The organism is Leucobacter albus (assembly GCF_039528015.1).
GTDB classification, from domain to species: Bacteria; Actinomycetota; Actinomycetes; order Actinomycetales; family Microbacteriaceae; genus Leucobacter; species Leucobacter albus.
This window is the reverse complement of sequence record NZ_BAAAKZ010000013.1, coordinates 48,155-68,628: the sequence shown is the minus strand read 5'-3', so window position 1 is coordinate 68,628 and position 20,474 is coordinate 48,155. Positions and strand designations below refer to the sequence as shown.

21 protein-coding genes are annotated in these 20,474 nt (G+C 68.0%); 14 read left to right on the top strand and 7 right to left on the bottom strand.

Features of this window, described 5'->3' with window-relative positions; genetic code table 11:
- The first annotated feature begins 126 nt into the window (after positions 1-126).
- The 5 genes from ABD115_RS13455 (at position 127) to ilvA (ending at position 5,772) form a co-directional block, all read left to right on the top strand.
- On the top strand, positions 127-1,515 hold the full coding sequence (locus ABD115_RS13455; protein ID WP_343962069.1) for an inorganic phosphate transporter: 1,389 nt from the start codon (positions 127-129) through the stop codon (positions 1,513-1,515).
- Entirely contained in the window at positions 1,512-1,814 is a 303-nt protein-coding gene (locus tag ABD115_RS13450) for a hypothetical protein (RefSeq protein WP_343961706.1), read from the top strand. The genes ABD115_RS13455 and ABD115_RS13450 overlap by 4 nt, the downstream gene beginning before the upstream one ends.
- Before the next feature lie 45 nt (positions 1,815-1,859).
- On the top strand, positions 1,860-3,263 hold the full coding sequence (locus ABD115_RS13445) for an aldehyde dehydrogenase family protein (protein ID WP_343961704.1): 1,404 nt from the start codon (positions 1,860-1,862) through the stop codon (positions 3,261-3,263).
- Positions 3,264-3,331: 68 nt separating this feature from the next.
- Positions 3,332-4,531 (top strand): AI-2E family transporter, encoded by a 1,200-nt coding sequence (locus ABD115_RS13440; protein ID WP_343961702.1) that lies wholly within the window; start codon positions 3,332-3,334, stop codon positions 4,529-4,531.
- Entirely contained in the window at positions 4,528-5,772 is a 1,245-nt protein-coding gene (gene ilvA / locus ABD115_RS13435) for a threonine ammonia-lyase (RefSeq protein WP_343961700.1), read from the top strand. Before ABD115_RS13440 ends, ilvA begins: the two co-directional genes overlap by 4 nt.
- Positions 5,773-5,861: 89 nt before the next feature.
- Here the strand turns inward: ilvA and greA are convergent, their stop codons facing one another.
- Entirely contained in the window at positions 5,862-6,344 is a 483-nt protein-coding gene (gene greA, locus ABD115_RS13430) for a transcription elongation factor GreA (protein ID WP_343961698.1), read from the bottom strand.
- Between the two features lie 117 nt (positions 6,345-6,461).
- Positions 6,462-6,884: a DUF4307 domain-containing protein gene (locus ABD115_RS13425; protein WP_343961696.1), complete on the bottom strand. Its 423-nt coding sequence runs from the start codon at positions 6,882-6,884 to the stop codon at positions 6,462-6,464.
- Between the two features lie 84 nt (positions 6,885-6,968).
- Between ABD115_RS13425 and mca the strand changes: the two genes are divergently transcribed.
- From mca to recQ, 3 genes are read left to right on the top strand one after another with little or no spacing between them, the layout of a single operon-like run.
- A complete protein-coding gene (gene mca / locus ABD115_RS13420) occupies positions 6,969-7,829 on the top strand; it encodes a mycothiol conjugate amidase Mca (protein ID WP_343961694.1) in 861 nt (286 codons plus the stop codon).
- 5 nt (positions 7,830-7,834) lie between these two features.
- Positions 7,835-8,242, top strand: a complete 408-nt coding sequence (locus tag ABD115_RS13415; RefSeq protein ID WP_343961692.1) for a hypothetical protein — start codon at positions 7,835-7,837, stop codon at positions 8,240-8,242.
- 7 nt (positions 8,243-8,249) lie between these two features.
- Positions 8,250-10,094 carry a DNA helicase RecQ gene (recQ, locus tag ABD115_RS13410; RefSeq protein ID WP_343961690.1) on the top strand — a complete coding sequence of 615 codons (1,845 nt, stop codon included), beginning with the start codon at positions 8,250-8,252 and terminating at the stop codon, positions 10,092-10,094.
- 83 nt (positions 10,095-10,177) lie between these two features.
- Here recQ and ABD115_RS13405 read toward each other — a convergent pair whose 3' ends face one another.
- From ABD115_RS13405 to trhA, 3 genes are all read right to left on the bottom strand, one after another.
- A complete protein-coding gene (locus ABD115_RS13405) occupies positions 10,178-11,401 on the bottom strand; it encodes a leucine-rich repeat domain-containing protein (protein ID WP_343961688.1) in 1,224 nt (407 codons plus the stop codon).
- Positions 11,388-12,803, bottom strand: coding sequence for a hypothetical protein (locus ABD115_RS13400; RefSeq protein WP_343961686.1), 1,416 nt, complete (start codon positions 12,801-12,803; stop codon positions 11,388-11,390). Before ABD115_RS13400 ends, ABD115_RS13405 begins: the two co-directional genes overlap by 14 nt.
- Positions 12,804-12,876: 73 nt before the next feature.
- Positions 12,877-13,665, bottom strand: a complete 789-nt coding sequence (gene trhA, locus ABD115_RS13395) for a PAQR family membrane homeostasis protein TrhA (RefSeq protein WP_343961684.1) — start codon at positions 13,663-13,665, stop codon at positions 12,877-12,879.
- A gap of 122 nt (positions 13,666-13,787) precedes the next feature.
- Between trhA and ABD115_RS13390 the strand changes: the two genes are divergently transcribed.
- Complete coding sequence (locus tag ABD115_RS13390; RefSeq protein ID WP_343961682.1) at positions 13,788-14,573, top strand: isoprenyl transferase; 786 nt, start codon at positions 13,788-13,790, stop codon at positions 14,571-14,573.
- Between the two features lie 81 nt (positions 14,574-14,654).
- The gene (locus ABD115_RS13385; RefSeq protein WP_343961680.1) at positions 14,655-15,971 is read left to right on the top strand and encodes an amidohydrolase family protein; all 1,317 of its coding nucleotides are present in this window, start codon (positions 14,655-14,657) and stop codon (positions 15,969-15,971) included.
- 264 nt (positions 15,972-16,235) lie between these two features.
- Here ABD115_RS13385 and ABD115_RS13380 read toward each other — a convergent pair whose 3' ends face one another.
- Positions 16,236-16,727 carry an S-ribosylhomocysteine lyase gene (locus tag ABD115_RS13380; RefSeq protein ID WP_343961678.1) on the bottom strand — a complete coding sequence of 164 codons (492 nt, stop codon included), beginning with the start codon at positions 16,725-16,727 and terminating at the stop codon, positions 16,236-16,238.
- Positions 16,728-17,048: 321 nt separating this feature from the next.
- Entirely contained in the window at positions 17,049-17,312 is a 264-nt protein-coding gene (locus tag ABD115_RS13375; protein ID WP_343961676.1) for a hypothetical protein, read from the bottom strand.
- Positions 17,313-17,614: 302 nt separating this feature from the next.
- On the opposite strand from ABD115_RS13375, the gene ABD115_RS13370 reads away from it, so the two are divergent.
- From ABD115_RS13370 to ABD115_RS13355, 4 genes are all read left to right on the top strand, one after another.
- Entirely contained in the window at positions 17,615-18,232 is a 618-nt protein-coding gene (locus ABD115_RS13370; protein ID WP_343961674.1) for a TetR/AcrR family transcriptional regulator, read from the top strand.
- Positions 18,233-18,237: 5 nt separating this feature from the next.
- The gene (locus ABD115_RS13365) at positions 18,238-18,816 is read left to right on the top strand and encodes a dihydrofolate reductase family protein (RefSeq protein WP_343961672.1); all 579 of its coding nucleotides are present in this window, start codon (positions 18,238-18,240) and stop codon (positions 18,814-18,816) included.
- Positions 18,817-19,091: 275 nt separating this feature from the next.
- Positions 19,092-19,643 carry a phosphorylase family protein gene (locus tag ABD115_RS13360; RefSeq protein ID WP_343961670.1) on the top strand — a complete coding sequence of 184 codons (552 nt, stop codon included), beginning with the start codon at positions 19,092-19,094 and terminating at the stop codon, positions 19,641-19,643.
- A gap of 280 nt (positions 19,644-19,923) precedes the next feature.
- Complete coding sequence (locus tag ABD115_RS13355) at positions 19,924-20,439, top strand: CGNR zinc finger domain-containing protein (protein ID WP_343961667.1); 516 nt, start codon at positions 19,924-19,926, stop codon at positions 20,437-20,439.
- Positions 20,440-20,474 lie beyond the last annotated feature (35 nt).

Below are 20,474 nucleotides of genomic sequence, written 5' to 3'. Positions count from 1 at the left end.
CAGCTTGACCAAGATGCGGCGGGGTGCCTACATTTAGATAGCGCGAACGTGAACGGTGGGTGAAAACCTGTCTAGTGCGTGCGCGAGAACACACACGTCTTTAATAACGCCGACCGGAAGGCGACGGTGGAATTCACCCTCATCGTGCTGCTAGTTATCGCGCTGGCACTCTTCTTTGACTTCACGAACGGCTTTCACGACACGGCCAACGCGATGGCAACGCCCATCGCGACCGGCGCGCTCAAGCCGAAGACCGCCGTGATTCTCGCGGCCGTTCTCAACCTCATCGGCGCATTCCTCTCGACCGAGGTCGCCAAGACGATCTCGGGCGGCCTTATTCGCGAGGGCGCCGACGGTGGGGTGCTTATCAGCCCCGAGATGGTCTTTGCAGGCCTGATCGGTGCGATTGTCTGGAACCTCGTGACCTGGCTCTACGGACTCCCGTCGAGCTCCTCGCACGCGCTCTTCGGCGGCCTCATTGGCGCCGCAGTCGTCGGCGCCGGGTTCTCCTCGATCGACGGCGGGGTCTTCCTCTCGAAGATTCTCCTGCCCGCGCTCGCGGCGCCGCTCACCGCGGGCATCGTGGCGTTCTCGGCGACGAGGGTCGCCTACGCCATCACCCGTCGGCACGACGGCCGCAAAGACGGCCGCGGCCGGTTCCGGTACGCGCAGATCGCGTCGTCGTCGCTGATCGCGCTCGCGCACGGCACGAACGACGCGCAGAAGACGATGGGCGTGATCACCCTCACCCTTGTCGCGGCGGGTATGCAGGCACCGGGCACGGGCCCGCACTTCTGGGTGATCGCGAGCTGCGCGCTTGCGATCGCGCTCGGCACCTACTCCGGCGGGTGGCGCATTATTCGCACGCTCGGTGCTGGTCTCACCGATGTGAAGCCCGCCCAGGGCTTCGCCGCTGAAACCTCAACTGCGGCGACGATTCTCGCGTCGAGCCACCTCGGCTTCGCGCTCTCGACGACGCAGGTGGCGTCTGGCTCTGTCATCGGCTCGGGCCTCGGGCGCAAGGGGTCGACTGTTCGCTGGCGCACCGTCGGTCGCATTGCCTCTGGTTGGCTGTTTACGCTGCCAGCTGCAGGCCTCGTCGGCGCAGTCGCGGCACTCATCGCGCGCCTTGGCACCTGGGGCATCATCGTTGACGCGGTGCTTGGCCTCGCGGTTATTCTGTTTATCTTCTGGCGCTCGCGCCGCAACAAGGTCGACGCCGGGAACGCGATCGCGGTGCCTGACGTCGCTGAGTCGGGCTATGCCGTGCGCATGGGTAAGGGCCGCGTGAAGAAGGTCGCAACGAAGACGGGCACCGTCCCGCCACTCACCCCGGTTGCGCAGTCGGCGGTTCGCTCCGATAAGGCGAAGCGCGAGGCCGAGAAGGCACGCCGCGAGGCGGAGCGGGCGCAGCGCGAGGCTGAGAAGGCGGCGCGCAAGGCGGCGAAGAAGGCCGCAGCGAAAGCCGCAGCGAAGCAGGCTGCCGCAAAGCAGCGTGAGGGAGACAAGCGATGAGCGACATCAACTGGATGGCATTCGTCACGGTGTTCGGGGCTGCCCTGTTCTCGGCCGTGTTTGTTGTGGCACTCTACTCGCTCGGGATCCGCTTTCTCGCGACGCCGCCGCGGCCAGCTCGTAGGCCAGACGGCACGATCGAGCCCGTCGGGCCGGATCGCGACGACGAAGACGACGATATCGATGAGGAGGCTGGGCGCCCGCTCTGGGCGACCATTGCGGCCAATGTGTGCTTCGGCCTGTCGGTCGTCGCGGTGCTCGTCGGCATCTACCTGATCGTGCCAGCCCTGCACGGCTAGCGCCTCGCATACCCCCTGGTCAGGCGCGCAGAGTAGTGTGGGCGCATGAGCTTCACCGCAATTGAACGCATCCCCGGCATTGTCGCTGGGCTGAGGTACTCCTTCGACCACGGGGTGACTCGCCCCGCTGCCTGGCGGCGGGAGCAGCTGAGTCGGCTGCGCGATCTGCTGATCGATCGTGCGGCCGATTTCGAGCGGGCGCTTGCCGCAGATCTCGGCAAGTCTGGCACAGAGGCGCAGCTCACCGAGATCGGGTTTCTCGTTGCGGAGCTAGATCACGCGCTCGCGAACCTGGGCGGGTGGATGCGCCCGCGCCGGGCCGGGGTGCCGCTCGCGCTGCAGCCGGCGACCGCGAGGGTGGTGCCCGAGCCGCTCGGTGTCGTGCTCGTCATTGCGCCGTGGAACTACCCGCTGATGCTCGCGCTCTCGCCGGTGATCGGCGCGCTCGCGGCCGGCAACGCGGTGGTGATCAAGCCGAGCGAACTCGCCCCCGCAACCGCCGAGCTGATCGCTCGGGTCATCCCCGACACCCTCGACCAGCGCGCTGTCGCGGTCATCGAGGGCGCCGTGCCCGAGACGACGGCGCTGCTCACCGAACGCTTCGACCACATTTTCTACACGGGCAACGGGAGGGTTGGTCGAGTCGTGGCGCGCGCCGCGGCCGAGCACCTCACGCCGATCACGCTCGAGCTCGGTGGGAAGTCGCCAGCCTACGTCGACGCATCGGTGCCGCTCGCCGACGCCGCAAAGCGCATCGTGTGGGGCAAATTCATGAACGCCGGGCAGACGTGCGTCGCGCCCGACTACGTGCTCGGCACGCGGGCGGTGCTCGATCGGCTCGCACCGCTGCTCGCCGATGCCGTGCACGAGCTCTACGGATCCGCCCCGGCGCAGAACCCCGACTACGGCCGCGTGGTGAACCGCGCGCAGTTCGATCGGCTCATCGGCTACCTTGACGACGGTGATATAGCGGTGGGTGGCGCGCACGACGCGGCAGCGTTGCACATCGACCCAACGGTGCTCACAGGGGTGGATCGCGGGGCCCGGGTCATGCAGGAGGAGATTTTCGGCCCCATTCTGCCGCTCGTGGAGGTCGCGGGTCTCGACGACGCCCTGAGCTTCGTCACCGGCCGAGACAAGCCGCTCGCAGCGTATGTGTTCAGCGACGACACCGCGGTGCGCGAGCGCTGGGAGCTCGAGACGAGCTCGGGTGCGCTCGCCTTCGGCGTTCCGGTGATGCACCTGACCGCGCCAGAACTGCCGTTCGGCGGCGTAGGCGAAAGCGGAATGGGCGCGTACCACGGTGAGCTGTCGTTTCGGGTGTTCAGCCACGAGAAGGCAGTGCTCGCCAAGCCGCTGCGGCCAGACACGCTCGCCGCGACGGTCATGCCACCCTACACAGCGGCGAAAGATGGCCTCGTGCGCAGGTGGCTTCGGAAGCTGCTCTAGGGCAATTGCCGCCTGCGGGGCACCGACGTCTCTCAGGAGACGCATATGCCTCTCAGTAGACTGTGGACGTGGAAGAGCCGAACAAGACCCCTGACCCGGCGTCGCCGACGCAACGGGCCGAGCAGGAGCTACCGCTCGGTATGCGCGTCGCGGCAGCGTGGTCGTGGCGGCTGATCATTATCGCCGCCGCCGTCGGCGGGCTGATCTGGGGCATCGTGCAGGTGCGAATCATCGTCATCCCGCTGCTCATCGCCATTCTGCTCACCGCGCTGCTGAACCCGGTTGTTGACTGGTTTATTCGTCGCGGTATGCCGCGGTGGACCGGCGTGGTCGCTGCGCTCGGCGTGTTCGTTGCCGCACTGTGGGTGCTGATCTGGTTGATCGTGACCCAGCTGCGCGACGGCTTCGGCGACTTCTCGAAGCGCTCCGTCGAGGTGTGGAACGAGATTCTCGACTGGGTGCAGCACAACACCCTTGGCATCCCCGTCGACCAGCTCGACGACTTCATGAACCAGGCGATGCAGCTCATCGAAAACAACCAGGGCACGCTGTGGACGGGCGCCATGGGCGTCGCAACCACCGCAACCCAGCTCGTGACCGGGCTGCTGCTCACGGTGTTCTCGCTCATCTTCCTGCTCATCGACGGCAAACGCATCTGGTACTGGGTCGTCGGGTTTGCGCCCGCCCGCGCGCACGCCGCGTTCGACGCATCGGGTCGGGCCGGTTGGGTGTCGGTTGGGCAGTACGTGCGCGTGCAGATCTTCGTTGCGTTTGTCGACGCGGTCGGCATCGGTCTCGGCGCGAGCATTCTGGGGGTGCCGTTCGCCATTCCAATCGCGATCCTCGTCTTCCTCGGCTCATTCATCCCGTTCCTCGGCGCGATCGTCACCGGCGGCCTCGCAGCGTTCATCGCGCTCGTGTACAACGGCCCGGTGACCGCGCTCATCATGCTCGGCGTCGTGGTGCTCGTGAACCAGATCGAAGGGCACGTTCTGCAGCCGCTCGTCATGGGCAATGCCGTGCGCGTGCACCCGCTCGGTGTGGTGCTCGCGGTGACCACTGGCACGCTGCTCGCTGGCATCCCCGGCGCACTGTTCGCCGTGCCGATCGCTGCGGCGGCGAACGCCATTGTCAACGTGCTCGCGAAACGGCAGTGGGAAGACGGCGACCCGGCGGCAGCGTTTCATAAGAAAGACCAGGTACATCGCGCGGCAAAACTGCGCGCGAAACTAGCAGCGAAACACGCGCGGAAAGGAACAATCGCATGAGCGAGGCCTACCAGGCACCAACGCTTGAAGACTTTGAGCGAGCCCTTGAGCGGGTGCACCGAATTACGCAGCGCACGCCGCTCGAAACCTCGCGTTTTCTCGCCGGTATTAGCGGCGCGCCGCAGGTCTACCTGAAGTGTGAGAACCTGCAGCGCACGGGTGCCTACAAGCTGCGCGGCGCCTACAACCGCCTACTGCAGCTCACTGACGAGGAGCGGGCGCGCGGCGTCGTCGCCGCCTCGGCAGGCAACCACGCTCAGGGTGTCGCGTTCGCGGCGCGTGAGCTCGGCATCAAAGCGACGATTTTCATGCCAAAGGGCGTCGCGCTGCCGAAGCTGCAGGCCACCCGCAACTACGGGGCCGACGTGCAGCTCGCCGGCGATATCTTCGATGAGACCGCGGTCGCGGCCCAGGAGTACGTGCGCGAGACAGGGGCCGTCTTCATCGCTCCGTTCGACGACCACGCGGTCATCGAGGGGCAGGGTACGGTCGCGCTCGAGATTCTCGAGAGCGCACCCGAGGTCGAAACGATCGTCGTGCCGATCGGCGGCGGCGGGCTCATCTCGGGCGTCGCGGCAGCCGCGAAGCAGTGGGCGGCCAAGCGCGGCAAGCCGATGCGCATCATCGGGGTGCAAGCCGAGAACGCCGCGCCCTTTTCGGTGTCGCTCGAGGCCGGTGAACCGGTGACGATTAAGACCTCGCCCACCATCGCCGACGGCATCGCCGTCGCGCGCCCTGGTGCACGAAACTTCGAGGTCGTGCGCGACTACGTCGACGAGATCGTCACGGTGAGCGACGACGACATCGCGCGCGCGATCGTGCTGCTGCTCGAGCGCGCGAAGCTCGTCGTGGAGCCGGCGGGTGCGTCTGGGGTCGCAGCGATGATCGCGGGCAAGATTGCGCCGACGGGCCCGACCTCGGTCATTCTCTCGGGCGGTAACATCGACCCGCTGCTGCTGCAGCGAGTCATCGGGCACGGTCTGGCCGCCTCGGCGCGCTACACGAAGCTGCGCATTCTGCTGCCAGACGTGCCGGGTCAGCTCGTGCGCACCGCCTCCATCGTCGCCGAGCAGAACGCGAACGTGGTCGAGGTGATTCACACCCGCCACGCGACCGAGCTGCCAGTCAGCGAAGTCGAGCTCGAGCTGCACATCGAGACTCGCGGGCCCGAGCACGGCGAGGCAGTGGCACAGGCGCTGCGAGATCAGGGCTACGAGGTGCGGGTCGGGGAGCGCTACTAGCCGCACCGAACGCGAAACGGGCCCGGAAGCTGCGCGCAGCTCCCGGGCCCGTTCTCGTCTCGGGTGGACCCGCCATACGGGCCCACCCGCTACGCGTACGTCTCGACTGCGAGCACCTTCACGGGAATCTCCTTGCCGTTGGGCGCCGTGTAGCTCGCCTGCTCGCCGACCTTCAGCCCGAGAATTGCGGCGCCGAGGGGGCTCTCCGCGCTGTACACGTCGAGGTCTGAGCCGTCGGCAAGATTGCGGTTGCCGAGCAGAAAGCGCTCCTCGTCGCCAAACACCTCCGCGGTGATGACGGTGCCGACGACGACGACGCCGTTCGCCTCGGGGGCCTCGCCGACTGTGGAATGCTTGAGCAGTTCTGTGAGGTCGCGGATCCGCGCCTCCATTTTGCCCTGCTCGTCTTTGGCAGCGTGGTAGCCACCGTTCTCTTTGAGGTCGCCCTCCTCGCGCGCGGCTTCGATGCGCGCTGCGATCTCTTTGCGGCCGGCGCCTGAGAGTTCATCAAGCTCCGACTGCAGGCGATCGAAAGCCTCCTGTGTGAGCCAGGTCTGTGCGGTCTCGGCCATGCTGTCCTCGTTTCTTGGGAGCGCCGATGCTCACCCTGGGAGCATCACCGCTGATCTAAGACGAACGCCCCGTCATGCAGGGCGTTCGCAACTAGGGTATCAGTGGGAGCAGGCGCGCTAGGGTTCGACCGGCCAGCAGGCTTTTGCGTGGGCGGCCGTCGCGGGGCCGAGGGTGACGATGTCGACGCTCACGGTCTGCGACCGCGAGTCGATCACGGGCAGGTCGACAACCTTCCACCCCACGGTCGCTTTCGAGGTGTTCAGCGCCTCGACTGCGCAGCTCACGCGCGCTCCGGGTTCTGCGTTGACCTCGAAGCGGGTGGTAGCGCTGAAGATCTCGGCGTCGCCGGAATCGTTGTTCAGCGTGAACCCAATGTTTTGAAACTCAGTGGTGCTCTGCCGCCAGTTGCCGAACGCGATGACGAGCACGCCGACCACAATGGCGACCGAGGCGAGCGTCCAGCCGACGCGTCGGTCCCACCGCTTCGAGCGGCTCGCACCGTAGCGGTCGGCTACGCTCTCGCTGGCGATCTCGGTCACGGCGAACCTCCGGTGTGTGCTGGCTAGACTAGTCCCGTGCCAGCGTATCGGGAACGCATGATCGCTGCATGTGAAAGGACGCCCATGACGCTCAGATTGATCGCCGTACACGCGCATCCCGACGACGAATCGAGCAAGGGCGCAGGCACGTACGCGCACTACCTCGAGCAGGGCGTAGAGGTGCTCATCGTGAGCTGCACTGGAGGGGAACGCGGTGACGTGCTCAACGAGCTCGCGGCCCGCGACCCGCGCAGCCGCCGCGACCTCGCCGGCATGCGCCGCAGCGAGATGGCGCGCGCGCAAGAGATCATTGGCTTCGACCACACCTGGCTCGGCTACGAAGACTCGGGGCTGCCCGACGAGGGCGACCCGATTCCGGCGGGTTCCTTCGCCGACATCCCGAAAGAGGTCTCGGCAGAGGCACTCGTGCGGGTGATTCGCGAGTTCAAGCCGCACGTCATGATCACCTACAACGAGCAGGGGGGCTACCCGCACCCCGACCACATTCGCACCCACGAGATCAGCATGATCGCCTGGGAGAAGTCGGGCGACGCTGCCGCCTACCCCGATGCCGGCGAGCCCTGGGAGATGTCGAAGGTGTACTTCGAAGACATCTTCAACTCGGAGCGCGTGAAGGCGATTCAGGCCTGGCTTGTGGAAAACGACCCGGAGTCGCCGATCATCGCCAGAATAGAGGAGATGAGCGAGTGGCTGCTGCGCCGTGGCTATACTGGCACCGCCCGCGTCAACGTCGGCCCGTTTCTCGACAGGCGCGATGACGCGCTGCGGGCCCACGCGAGCCAGGTGTCGCCAGATAGCTCGTTCTTCTTTTGGCCGAACGAAGTGCAGTTGCAGGCGTGGCCGTTCGAAGACTACCGCCTCGCGGCAACACGCGTGGCGACCGGAGAGTTTGAAGCAGACCTGTTCGAAGGAATTGAGGAGTAGGCACGATGAGTGTTGTCATGAGCGCCGTGCACGCGGTGCACACGGTTGCGGTCAATGCGGCTGCGGCGTTGTCGGCTGCGGCGTTGTCGACGGCGGTGTTGTCGACGAAGGGTGGCGCGGAGTTTGACCCGAACAAGGTCACGCCCGGCCCCGCGGGGTTCATCGCGACCGCAGCATTTGCCGCAGCGGTGATTCTGCTCGGCTTCCTGCTCGTGAAGCGGCTGCGCCGCAACGCTTATCGGCACGAGATTCGGGACGAGATCGCGGCCGAGCTCGCGGCCGCCGAGGGGGCCCCGGGCGCCGCGGCCGGCGGGGGCGCCGCGGCCGGTGGTGCCGGCGGGGCCGGTTCGGAGGCCTCCGGTGCCGATGGGCAGTCACCCGCGAGCGGTGGATCGCGCCCGGACGGCGCCTAATTTCGGCATGACGGGCACTGTGCGCGACCCCCAGGAGATCCTCTCGGGGGTCTTCGGCTACAGCGACTTCCGCGGCGAGCAGGAGGCGATTATTCGCCACGTGGTCGCCGGCGGCGACGCCGTCGTGCTCATGCCAACGGGCGGCGGGAAGTCGCTCTGTTACCAGATTCCGGCGATCGCGCGTGAGGGCACGGGCATCGTGCTTTCGCCGCTCGTCGCGCTCATGCACGATCAGGTGATGGCGCTCAGGCTCGCCGGCGTCAGCGCCGCGGCGCTGAACTCGTCGCTCGCACCCGAGGAGCGCCGGGCCGTCGAGGCGGCGTATCTCGACGGCGAGCTCGACGTGCTCTACCTCGCGCCAGAGCAGCTGTCAGCGCCGGGCACCGTCGAGTTCTTGAAACGCGGCAAGATCGCACTGTTCGCGATCGACGAGGCGCACTGCGTGTCGCAGTGGGGCCACGACTTTCGCCCCGACTATCTCAGGCTCGGGGCGCTCGCGACCGAGTGGCCAGACGTGCCGCGCATTGCGCTCACCGCGACCGCGACACCCGAGACGCATCGCGAGATCACCGAGCGGCTCCACCTCGGCGAGGCGCGGCACTTCGTCTCGAGCTTCGACCGGGCGAACATTCGCTACCAGATCGTGCCGAAGCAGAACGCGCGGGCGCAGCTGCTGTCGTTCGTGAAGGGTGAGCACGCTGGCGAGGCCGGCATCGTCTACGCGCTCAGCCGCAAGCGCGTCGAGCAGACCGCCGCCGCCCTGCGCGACGCTGGCGTCGACGCCGTGGCCTACCACGCCGGGCTGCCCGCTGATGTGCGGCTGAACGCGCAGACCAGGTTCTTGCGCGAAGACGGCGTCGTCGTCGTCGCGACGATCGCGTTCGGTATGGGCATCGATAAACCCGATGTGCGCTTCGTCGCGCACATCGACCTGCCGAAGTCTGTCGAGGGCTACTACCAAGAGACGGGCCGCGCTGGCCGCGACGGCGCTCCGAGCGAGGCGTGGCTCGCCTACGGGCTCGCAGATGTCGTGCAGCAGCGGCAGTTCATCGACTCGGGCGACGGCGATCAGGCGACGCGGGCGAACCAGACCAGGCACCTCGACCACATGCTCGCGCTGTGCGAAAGCGTCACCTGCCGGCGCCGCTACCTGCTGAACTACTTCGGCGAGCTCGATGCGCCAGAGAACTGCGGTAACTGCGACGTCTGTATTGACCCGCCGAAGCTGTGGGACGCGACGATTCCGTCGCAGATGCTGCTGTCTACCGTGATTCGCACGCAGAACGAGCGCGGCCGCACCTACGCCGCCGGCCAGCACATCGACGTGCTCCGCGGGGTCGGCTCGGAGCGGGTGACGCAGATGCGGCTCGACGAGCTTTCCACGTGGAACATCGGCGCCGAGTGGTCGGTCGCGCAGTGGCGGGGCGTCGTGCGACACCTCGTCGCCGTCGGCCTGCTCGAGGCGCGCGGCGAGTGGGGCGTGCTGTGGCCGAGCGAGGCCGCGAAGCCGGTGCTGCGGGGCGAGGAGCAGGTGCTCATGCGCGAGGAGGTGATGTCGCGGGCGAGCGCCTCGGGTGGTGGATCGCGCTTGGGCGGCACCAAGCGCTCAGCCGCGGCGGCCGACCTCACGCCTGAGCAGGCCGAGGTGTTTGAGCGGCTGCGGCTGTGGCGCGCGGCCGAGGCGAAGGAGCAGGGCGTGCCTGGCTACGTCGTCTTTGGCGACGCGACGCTCGCGGCCCTCGCCGCCCACCAGCCGACGAGCGACGAGGCGCTGCTCGCGATCAACGGCATCGGCCAGGTGAAGCTCGAACGCTACGGCGAGGCCGTGCTTCGGGTGCTCGCGGGGGAGTAGCCGGGCGGCAGCGTGGAGCTGCCGGAAATGGTGGGGCGTAGCGGGCGGGCAGCAGCCCGGGTGAGCGGGCAGCAGCCGGGCGGTTACAGCCCGCTGCGGGCTGCGGCGCCCTCCACGACGGCCCGGTCGCGCGCGGTCGCGCGGGAGCGGAGCCACACGATGATGCCGAGCACGGCCGCGGCCGCGCCGCCGATGCCGATCCACTTCAAGACCGGCGGTCGCGGCTTTGCCGTGACGTAGGCAGCGCCTGCAAAGCCGGTGTCTGCCGAGCCGAGTATGAAGGGCTGCGACCAGGCCAGTTCGATGTTGCCCGGCTCGAGCAGCACGATGCCGTCTGTGGTGAGCTTGTAGTTGTGCGCGGGCGTGAGCGCCAGGGCGTCGCCCGCGATGCCCATGACTTCGAAGGTGATCGTGTCGCCGACGCGCGCCTCCGGCAGCTCGATTCGCTGCATGGAGAGCTCGGCGAACCGCATGTTTTTCAGTGGCTCGATCGGCGAGATGTCGGTCACCTTGTTGCCGAGCAACGTGAGGTGTTCGAGGTTGAGTAGCTCCCTGAGCGGCTCGATATCCGTGATCTGGTTTCCGTCGAGCGTCAAATCCTCGAGCCCATGAAGGTTTGACAGTGCCGAAAGATCAGAGATTTGATTGTCTGTCGCGGAGAGGGTTGAAAGCTTGCTCAGTTCTGCCAACGGCCCGAGATTAACAATCTCATTGGCGTCCAGCACCAGCACGCGCATGCGCTTCAGGCTGCTTAGCGGCGTGAGTTCGTCGATCTTATTCACCTGAAGATAGAGCGTCTCGAGCTCGGTGAGCTGTGCCAGCGGGGCGAGATCGGAGATGCCGTTTCCGTTGACGTTCAGCTCTGTGAGGTGGCTGAACGCGGTCAGCGGCTCGAGCTGCCTGAGCCCGGCGCACTCGATGCCGAGCGACTTCAGTTGTGTGAGGCCGAGAATCGGCTCGAGGTCGAGCGTCGGCGCCGTGTCGCAGCGACGATAGGGGTCGCCGGCTCGAACCGAGAGCTCGGTCAATGCGGTGGCGCCCGCGAGCCCCGTGAGGTCTCTCACGTCGGGGCTCTCGCACTTGAGCGTTCGCAGGGTGGCGAGCTCGGCCTCGATGATCGGGGCGTCTGGCGCGTGCCTGAGGGCCTCGTTGACGCAGGCTCGCAGCGCCGGGTCTGGCACCGGGCCCTCCGCGGCGGCCGCCGGCGTCGCGGAGAGCGCGGTGGCGCCTACGGCCAGGCCCCCGACTGCGGCGAGGATGCGCCGCCGCATGGCTGCGCGCTGCGCGGAGCGATTACTGTGTGTCATCTGCGGCCATCATACCGAGGAGGCCGGGAATCGCCGGAGAAAGTGGGGGCAGGTCGGCCGGCACGGCGCTCTCAAGCAGCGGGTCTCTGACGCGGGCGTCGTCGAGCTCTGCGAGATAGCGGGCAACGGAATCCATCACCGACTGCTCCACGGAAACCAGGTCGTCAAGCACGGCCCGCACGGTTAAGGCTGACTCGGCGACCTCGCCAGCCAGGTCGAGCGTGACCGCCCGAAGCAGGTACGTCAGCTCGTCGATCTCGGGCGCGGCCCCGGCCGGCGTTCTGCCAACGTGCCGGCGGTCTGCCGCGCCCGCCACCAGGCAGCCAGCGCTGGTCTCGGCGACCGCGGTGAGCTCGGCGGCGAGGGCGGGGAGCTCGACGGCAATGAGGTTCTCGATGACTTCGGGGTTGTATGCCAGCTCCGTGCCGGTGGGAGACGCCTCGGGCACCCTCAGGTCGAACTCGCCCTGGCTCTTGCCGATCGCCGCCATGTGCTCCCGCATTTGCGTCGCGAGCCGGGATTCGCGCTGCGCTATCCAGGAGTCGAGGTTCTTGAGGCCGCGGGAGAGCTCGTTGATCAGTGCAGAGTAGGTGCCCGCTTCTGTGGGGTGCCAGAAGACCGCGTTCGCCCGGTCTGCGCCCGCCGCATCTTCACTCACCTTGGCGAGTTTGCTGGCCATGCCGGCGAACTTCCCGGCCGCGCCGGGCAAGAGCCCTGCGACGTCGAGGAGATAGGCGAACTGGCCGAGCCCCTTCTCGAGCGTCGGGGTGTTGTGCTCGGCAATCGCACGCATTCCGCCGTCGATCGCCCGCACGATCTCGGGGACTTTCCTGTTCACCCCGCTCCAGATGCTTCGCTGCACGGTAATAGCGTTCAACCTCACCTGTGCGACCACGCCAAACGCGTTGACGACCCCCGCGAGCTTTGCGAGGAGCGCCTCCTCCATCGTGCGAATCGCACCCCCGCTCATGTCTGCGAGGGCGAGCCCAGGGTTGGTGAGCGGGGTCGCGAGCCCAGGGTTCGCGCCAAGAACTTCGCCGGTCGTCGACAGCTCCATGCCCGAGCCGTACTTGTCAACGGCTGCCTTGCTGTTGTTTCTTGGGGGCCTGAAAGCCAGGTCGTCGGGAACCTCCCGCCAAGGCTCCAAAATCGCGTCGACCGTCGATCGCACTTGCTCGAAGCACTCCTGATAGTAGGCAGTTGCCTCGCCGCTGACCTCACCCAGAAGGGCGAATACGCCACCGCCACCGCCGCCAGAGGGTCGGGTGAGAGTGGCCGTGTGCGAGCCCGAGGGGTCAAAGTACACCCCGCCACGTATTGCCCAGCTATAGCCAGACTCAGACACGACCCAGGCGTCGACAGCCGAGTCTTTCAGGGAATTGATGAGGGTCTCGTCGATCACGCCGCCGGTGCTTTCTACTACTCGAACGTCGCCCCGCCGCGATATGCGCACGTGGCGTCCCCCGAACGCAAGTCTAGCGCAGGCCGAGCGGGTCGAGCGCGAGCAGCAGCGCCGCCGACCAGTGGCACAGAAACGCGAGCGCGGTGAGCGCGTGAAAGATCTCGTGGAACCCGAACACCCCGGGCACCGGGTTGGGTCGCTTCGTCGCGTAGGCGACCGAGCCGAGCGTGTACAGCAGCCCGCCGACGGCGACGAGCACCATGGCCGCGAGGTTCGCCCGCGCGATATCGCCGAGGTACATCACCGCGGCCCAGCCGAGCAGCAGGTAGAGCGCGACGTAGAGCCAGCGAGGCGCGCCGATCCAAAACATGCGAAAACCGATGCCGAGCGCGGCCCCTGTCCACACGATAGCGAGCAGCAGCACCCCCTGCTCGGGTGGCAGCGCGAGCAGCGCGATCGGCGTGTAGGTGCCCGCGATGAGCAGGAAGATGTTCGCGTGATCGAGGCGGCGAAACAGCTGCTTCGTCTTCGGCTGCCAGTTGATGCGGTGGTACAGCGCCGAGATACCGAACAGCAGCATGCTCGTGAGCATAAACACCGCCGACGCCCACTTCGCGAGCGCGCCGTGCGCGAGCGCGATGAGCACTATACCCCCCGCGACCGCAACGGGGAATGTACCGGCGTGGATCCACCCCCGCCACTTCGGCTTGACCTCCGGCGTGGCAGCCGCCGCTGCGCCGTCGCCGCCGTGCTCCGCCTCGTGCTCGATCGCGTCGTCGAGGAGCGGCAGCGCGAGGCGCTCGGAGTCGTGCTGTGGGTCTTCGGGGGTGCCCGCCGCGCCCTCGGCATCCGAAACGGTCATGCCTTGAGTGTATGTTCCCAACAGTTCTGCGCGGGCATATATGTAGGTGCTGGCCAGTTCGCTGCCTGATCCACCGAGCGAACACACGGCCGCGCGGCCCCGCGCATCGCTAGACTACCCAAGTGAGTACCCCGCCCAAACCGCCGCGCACCGGCCTGCTGTACCGCCTGTATCAGCAGCGGCTGCGGCGCGAGATCGTCGACGCGCAGGTGCCGCACCACGTCGCCGTCATCGTCGACGGCAACCGGCGCTGGGCGAAGCAGCGGCTGCAGGAGCGCGCGTCGTTCGGCCACCGCGCCGGCGCCCGGAAGGTGCCCGAGTTTCTCGGCTGGTGCGAGAGCGCCGGCGTCGAGGTTGTCACGCTCTACCTGCTGTCGGCCGATAATCTCAGCGCGCGCGGCAGCGACGAGCTCGGCGACCTGTTCGGCATCATCGGCGAGCTCGCAACCGAGCTTTCGCGCAACCCGTCGTGGCGGGTGCAGCACGTCGGCTCGTGCGAGGGCCTGTCGCCCGAGCTCACCGCCGCGCTCGGGGCAGCAGAGGAGCGCACGCGCGACCACACCGGCCTGCACGTGAATCTGGCGGTTGGCTACGGCGGCCGCAGCGAGATCGCCGCGGCCGTGCGCAGCGTCATCGAGGCCCACCAAGAGGCTGGTGGCACCCTCGAAAACCTCGCCGAGACGCTCACCCCAGACAAGATCGGTGAGCACCTGTGGACGCGCGGCCAGGCCGACCCCGACCTCGTCATTCGCACCTCGGGTGAACAGCGCATCTCCGACTTCATGATCTGGCAGTCGGCGCACTCCGAGTTCTACTTCGTCGAGGCGCTCTACCCCGACCTGCGCGAGGTCGACTTTTTGCGGGCGCTGCGCGATTACTCCTCGCGGCAGCGCAGGCTCGGCGGGTAACTCCCGCGACAGTTGCCGCTGCGGGCGGTAGCGTGCGGTTTTCCCGAGCGCGAGCCCGAGGTTCCCGGGTACCCTGGGGCCATGACGACTGAGACCGTGCTCCGTGCCGACGCCATGCTGACACCGGCGGGAGTAATTGCCCCCGCAGAGCTCGCCTTCGATGCGACCGGGCACATCAGCTACGCGGGCCCGCCCCGATCAGCGAGCGAGGTCACGCACGACCTCGTCGGGCACGCCCTCATGCCCGGGCTCGTCAACGGCCACACGCACTCCGCGATGACGCTGCAGCGCGGCGTTTCAGACGACGAAAGCTTCATGCAGTGGCTCGCCACCGTGCAGGGCATCGAGCAGCAGCTCACCCACGACGACCTCGTGGCCGGCCTCGAGCTCGCGCTCGTCGAGATGATCGAGACTGGCACCGTCGCCTTCGCCGACATGTATTACTGGGACGAGGCGCTCATCGAGCGGGTGCGAGCTGCCGGAATGCGCGTGTTCGCGGCGCTCGCCTGCAGCGCGACCGACCACGTCGCCTACCCGACCGTATCGCCGATGACCGGCGCCGAGGTGCTCGACGAGGTTGAGCGCCTCGCCGAGCGCTACAGCGAAGACCCGCTCGTGCGGGTCGGGTTCGGGCCGCACGCGCCGTACACCTGCACACCCGAGTTTCTGCGGGAGGTACGTTCGCGGGCGCTCGCCGGGAATATTCCGATTCACACGCACATTTCGGAGTCGGCGGCCGAGGTCTCGCAGCTGCTCGAACAGTACGGGAAGACGCCGGGGGAGCACCTCGCATCGCTCGACTTCTTCGACGCCGAGGTGCACGCCGCGCACTGCGTGCACCTCACCGAGGGAGAGATCGCGACGTTTGCCGCCACCGGCACGTCGGTGAGTCACAACCCAGTTTCGAACCTCAAGCTCGGCAACGGCATCGCGCCGCTGCCCGAGATGATCGGCGCGGGCATCGCACTCGCGATCGGCACTGACTCGGTGGCGAGCAACAACTCGCTCGACCTGTTCGAGGAGCTCAAGCACGCGACGATTCTGCACCGGGGCGTGCGGCAAGATGCGGCCGCCGTGCTCGGGCCGCAGGTGCTCGACATCGCGACGAGGGGAGGGGCCGCGGCGATCGGGTTCGCGGAGTCGGGCGCGCTCGCCGTCGGGCGGTTCGCTGACATCGTCGCGGTGGATCTTGCGGTGACCGCAGCCGCTCCGGTCGCCCCCGAAGCGCACACCACGCAGTCGCTGACTGCACACCTCGTCTACGCGTCCAGCGGGCGCGACGTGCGCCACGTGTTTATTGGCGGGCGGCACGTCTACGCCGACGGGCGGCACCTGACGCTCGACGCCGATGCTGTGCGGGCTCGGGCGCGGGCGGCGCGGGCGCGGCTCGTGAAGTAGGGGCCTGGGCGGCGGGTTGGGCGGCCGCGGGGCCGGGCCGCCGCGGGGCTGGGCGGCCGCGGGGCTGGGCGGATTTCGCTCCGTCACCATGTTTTCGGCCCGTCACCATGCAAAACACCGGCATTTGCGTGGTGACGGGGCGAAAAGGCTCTGAGGGAGCGGGCGGGCGCCGGCGCCGGGTAGGCGGGAGCCGGCGCCGGCGCCGGGTAGGCGGGCGCGGGCGGCCGGGGGCGGGCGCGGGCGGGCGGGAGCGCGCGCGGGCGGTTACGCGAGGGTGCTGCGGTCGAAAGCGTCGACGCTGATGCCCTGGGCGAGCACCTGCTTCGACCACTCCTTCGCGGAGTGCAGGCTGTGATCGCGGTAGTTGCCGCAGCTCTCGGCGGTGGTGCCGGGCACATCTTCCCACTCGATGCGCTCGACGAGGTCGGTGAGCGACGACTTGAAGGCGGCGGCGACCACGGCCGGAGTCGGTTCGCCCCACACGATGAGGTGGAAGCCGGTGCGGCACCCAAACGGCGAAATATCGATGAGCCCGGTGAGCCTGGTGCGCAGCAGCGCCGCGACCGTGTGCTCGATGGTGTGCAGCCCCGCCGTGGGAATCTCGCCCGCGTTCGGCTGCACGAGGCGAATGTCGAAGTTCGAGATCGCGTCGCCCTTCGGCCCGCGTTCGACGCCGATGAGGCGCACATAGGGCGCCAGTACCTTCGTGTGATCGAGGGCGAAACTCTCTACCGCTGCAAGCTCTACGTCACTCATGCGGCAAGTGTAGCTTCGCTCGCTGCGACTCGGGTCGAATGTGACGCGCGGCTACAACAGTGCGCAACGTACCGTGCAGCGGGCGCAAATGGGGCGCCCAGCACATGGCTAGGCGGTGCCCATGGCGTAGCCGAGCGGGTGCTTCGCCCGGAGCCCGGCGGTAGTTGAGTGCGCCCGCGAACGCAGAAGTGTCCCGGCGATCCGTGGTGGATCGCCGGGACACTCATGTGGTTCGCGGGCTCAGGCGGCGGTGCTTGGCCCCGTGGCCTCACGGCCTCACGGCCTCACGGCCTCGCGCCCTACGCCGCGCGGCCTCGGGGCCTACGCCGCGCGACTGAGCGCGATGCGTGCCGAGGGGCCCGCCGTCTCAACGGCGACGTTCCAGCCGGCACTGTCGAGCCGGGCGAGGTCGCTGCTTGCGGCAGCGAGCTTGTCGGTTTCGACGACGTACAGGGTGCGGCCGGCGCTGCGGTAGACGGAGCGGTGCTGTGCCCACTCGGGAATCCGCATCTTTGCGTCCTCGCCAAGCGAATGGTACGGGGTACGCGGTGCCGGGCGAATGGGGGTGATGTTTTGCGTATGCATATGGATAGGTCCTTTCGTAACCGCGTCATCGTTCGCGATGCGCGGCGGCAATCTCCACGCGGTGCTGTGTGCAGCCACTGTGCGTGGTTGGCCTCGGAGGAGGCGGTGGATCCGTTTGGATCGGTTCGAGCTGCTGCGCACTTCGCTGGAATGAAGACTGGCCCTGCACTGGACGAAATCGCGGTCGCTTGCAAGCTCTAGAGAACATCATAGAACACATCTTCGAAAAACGCCAGTGTCGTCGTGATTGCCCAGCCCTTGCGCATGGGCTGGGGGTTAGTGAACGGTGATACACTAACTCCATGGTGAGACCACGGGGAGCGACAGACGCGGAGATAGTCGAGCGCGTTTCGGCGTTTCTAGGCGCGCGCGAGTGGCCATCCGCCACCTGGACGCTCGCCGAGGTCGCCCCGGCGGCCGGGCTCAGCCCGGCTGGCATTCTCAAGCGGTTTGGCTCCCGGGCCGGGTTGCTCCGGGCGCTCGGGCAGCAATGGCTCGACACGATCCCGAGTGGGCCACGCTTCGCCGATCCGCTCACCGAACTGCGCACCTATTGCGGCGCAATGTTTGCCGCGCCAAGCGCCGCGGCCGCGCTCGGCGGGCTCGGCGATCTGCTGGCCGACCTCGCAGACGAGACCTCAGCGGCGCTGCTGCGCGAGGGGAGCGACAAGCAGGCGCGCTACGTCGCGGCGCTCCTTCGGGGCATGGCGCTGCCGCGGGTCGGGGATCCGCTGCTCGCGGCGCGCGTGCTGCTCGACGCGCTCCACGGAGGCCTGATTCGTGGCGCAAGTGGCGCAAGCGACTCAGGCGGCGCAAGCGACTCAGGCGGCGCAAGTGGCGCAAGCGGCGCGGGCAGCGCGGGCGTCCCTGCTGGCGCAGTCGACACGACGATCGACTACTTTCTCACACTCTGGAGGTAACTCGCATGACCGAAGCATCACAGGCGCACACAGCGCGCAGCTGGCGCGGCCGCGCGTTTCTTGGCGCGAGCCTTGATGGCTACATTGCCGGGCCCGGCGGCGACCTGGCGTTTCTCGAATCGGAGCCGGGGAAGGGGCGGCACGTGACCACGCCCGACACCGCCCCCGCGCTCGTGTGGGAGACCTTCTTCCCGGAGATCGACACGCTCGTCATGGGTCGCACGACCTACGAGAAGGTGCTGACGTTCGGCGACTGGCCCTACCCGGGGCTGCGGGTGCTCGTGCTGAGCACCACCCTCGCCGACACGCTGCCGAACGCGCGCGTCGTCGGCTCGGTCGATGAGGCCGTCGCCGTGCTGAACGACGCTGGGGCGAGACAGGTGTATGTCGACGGCGGGCGAACCGTGCAAGATTTTCTTGCGCGCGGCCTACTCGACGAGCTCACGGTTGCGACACTGCCCATCGTCATTGGTGGCGGCACCAGGCTATTTGCCGAGGGTGCGAGCGCGGAGTTCGCGGTGCGCGGGGCGCACGTCACGGCGGACGGCCTCGTGCGCGTGACCTACGAGGTGCTCGGGAGCTGAGCCGCGAGCCGTGCTGGTGAGCCGCGAGCCGTGCTGGTGCGCCGCGAGCCGCGAGCCGCGAGCCGCGAGCCGCGAGCCGCGAGCCGCGAGCCGCGCAAGCCGGGTGCCGAGCCGCTCAGCCGCAACGAGGCTGGCGGGCTGGCGGGCTTGCGTGCTGGGGCAGACTAACCTTGTCGTATAGGCAAGGCTCGGAACAGGCCCGAGCCCAGGAGCCCCGCCTGGCTGGCGAGCGAACCGTCGCTTGCCGCCGCACGCGTTGTGACAGAGGAGACCCCATGACTGACCGCACCCTGCTCGTATTTGCGCACGGCGATGAGGCCTCGGCCTTTGGCGATGTGCCCCACCTCGTGACGGGCGTCGGGAAGGTGAACGCCGCCGCATCGCTCGCCGCGGCGCTGCGCGAGGGCGCGGTGGATCGCGTGATCGTGCTCGGCACGGCGGGCGTTGTTGGCGAGGGGGCGGATCGGCTCTCGCTCGACACGGTGTATCAGGTGACCGGGCTGGTGCAGCACGACTTCTCGCTGCCGTCGCCGCTGCTCGAGCCAGCCGGCGAGGTGCTGCTCGCGGAGACCGCGAGGATGGCGACTGGCGACCAGTTCGTGAAGGATGATGTGCAGCGCGCGCACATCGCGGGCCTTGGGGCGCAGCTCGTCGACATGGAGGGCTACGCGTATGCCGCGCTCTGCGAGCGCTTCGGCGTCGCGCTGCAGCTGTTCAAGATTCCGTCTGACTTTGCCGACAGCTCGACGACCGATGAAGAGTGGGACGAGATCGTGTTCGCAAAGAGCCGGCAGCTGCGCGCATTCTGGGAGGATCGCCTGCGCTAAGACCGGCCGATTGGGCTGGAGGCCTGGGCAGGCGACGTGACCTCCCGGCTCGCCGGCGAAGCACCGCGCTCGGTGGTGCGCTGACTGGCGCGCGACTCGACGCGCCGGGCGCCGCAGGAGCCGCAGTGAACGTAGCGAACGATGCCCTCGGATGTGTGGTGGCTCGACTCCGTGCGCCAGCGGTGCGTGTGCGAGCGCTGGGGTGACGCCGCGGCGCCTGTGGGGGCTGGTGTTGGGTGCTCGATGAGTTTCATACGTATAAGCGTGATGTAATGTCCTTATGCATCTCAACCCTTACGGAACGTACGCGGTCGAATTGGCGGCCTCGCTTGCGAACGACTGGCCGGCAGGCCGCGCCGGCATCGAGGCGCGCACCCGCGAGTTCGGCATGACTATGCGGTTCGACGAGCACGCGAGCGACTACGGCGGCACTCGGCGGGTGATCGACGAGTGGCTGCGAGTGGTCGATGCGCCGACGCCCGAGGCGCGCGCCGACATTCTCAACGCGCAGATGGCAGACGCCGCTGCGTTTCCGCAGCTCGTCAACCACGACGACGAGGGCTGGCACCTGCACTACCGCGATGACAGGCAGTCGCTGCCCGGTGTGCTCCGCTCGGTGATTCCGGTGGGCACGGCGCTCCACCTGACCACGCGCGGTGTGACGCGGCTCGGGCGGTGCGAGGCCGCACCCTGCGAGAACGTGGTGGTCGACGTCACCCGTAACGGCCGCCAGCGCTACTGCTCGGTGCGCTGTGCAAACCGCGCGGCCGTGCGACGCCACCGCGCCCGACCGTAGTCAGCCAGGGCCCCGGCGCGAGGTCGGCGCGGAGC

Coding starts and splice junctions, on each gene's coding strand:
- ABD115_RS13365 (WP_343961672.1), top strand. CDS start 18,238: ATGACCGAAGCATCACAGGCGCACACAGCGCGCAGCTGGCGCGGCCGC.
- ABD115_RS13360 (WP_343961670.1), top strand. CDS start 19,092: ATGACTGACCGCACCCTGCTCGTATTTGCGCACGGCGATGAGGCCTCG.
- ABD115_RS13415 (WP_343961692.1), top strand. CDS start 7,835: ATGAGTGTTGTCATGAGCGCCGTGCACGCGGTGCACACGGTTGCGGTC.
- ABD115_RS13445 (WP_343961704.1), top strand. CDS start 1,860: ATGAGCTTCACCGCAATTGAACGCATCCCCGGCATTGTCGCTGGGCTG.
- ABD115_RS13375 (WP_343961676.1), bottom strand. CDS start 17,312: ATGCATACGCAAAACATCACCCCCATTCGCCCGGCACCGCGTACCCCG.
- recQ (WP_343961690.1), top strand. CDS start 8,250: ATGACGGGCACTGTGCGCGACCCCCAGGAGATCCTCTCGGGGGTCTTC.
- ABD115_RS13405 (WP_343961688.1), bottom strand. CDS start 11,401: ATGACACACAGTAATCGCTCCGCGCAGCGCGCAGCCATGCGGCGGCGC.
- ABD115_RS13380 (WP_343961678.1), bottom strand. CDS start 16,727: ATGAGTGACGTAGAGCTTGCAGCGGTAGAGAGTTTCGCCCTCGATCAC.
- trhA (WP_343961684.1), bottom strand. CDS start 13,665: ATGACCGTTTCGGATGCCGAGGGCGCGGCGGGCACCCCCGAAGACCCA.
- ABD115_RS13385 (WP_343961680.1), top strand. CDS start 14,655: ATGACGACTGAGACCGTGCTCCGTGCCGACGCCATGCTGACACCGGCG.
- ABD115_RS13450 (WP_343961706.1), top strand. CDS start 1,512: ATGAGCGACATCAACTGGATGGCATTCGTCACGGTGTTCGGGGCTGCC.
- greA (WP_343961698.1), bottom strand. CDS start 6,344: ATGGCCGAGACCGCACAGACCTGGCTCACACAGGAGGCTTTCGATCGC.
- ilvA (WP_343961700.1), top strand. CDS start 4,528: ATGAGCGAGGCCTACCAGGCACCAACGCTTGAAGACTTTGAGCGAGCC.
- ABD115_RS13370 (WP_343961674.1), top strand. CDS start 17,615: ATGGTGAGACCACGGGGAGCGACAGACGCGGAGATAGTCGAGCGCGTT.
- mca (WP_343961694.1), top strand. CDS start 6,969: ATGACGCTCAGATTGATCGCCGTACACGCGCATCCCGACGACGAATCG.
- ABD115_RS13355 (WP_343961667.1), top strand. CDS start 19,924: ATGCATCTCAACCCTTACGGAACGTACGCGGTCGAATTGGCGGCCTCG.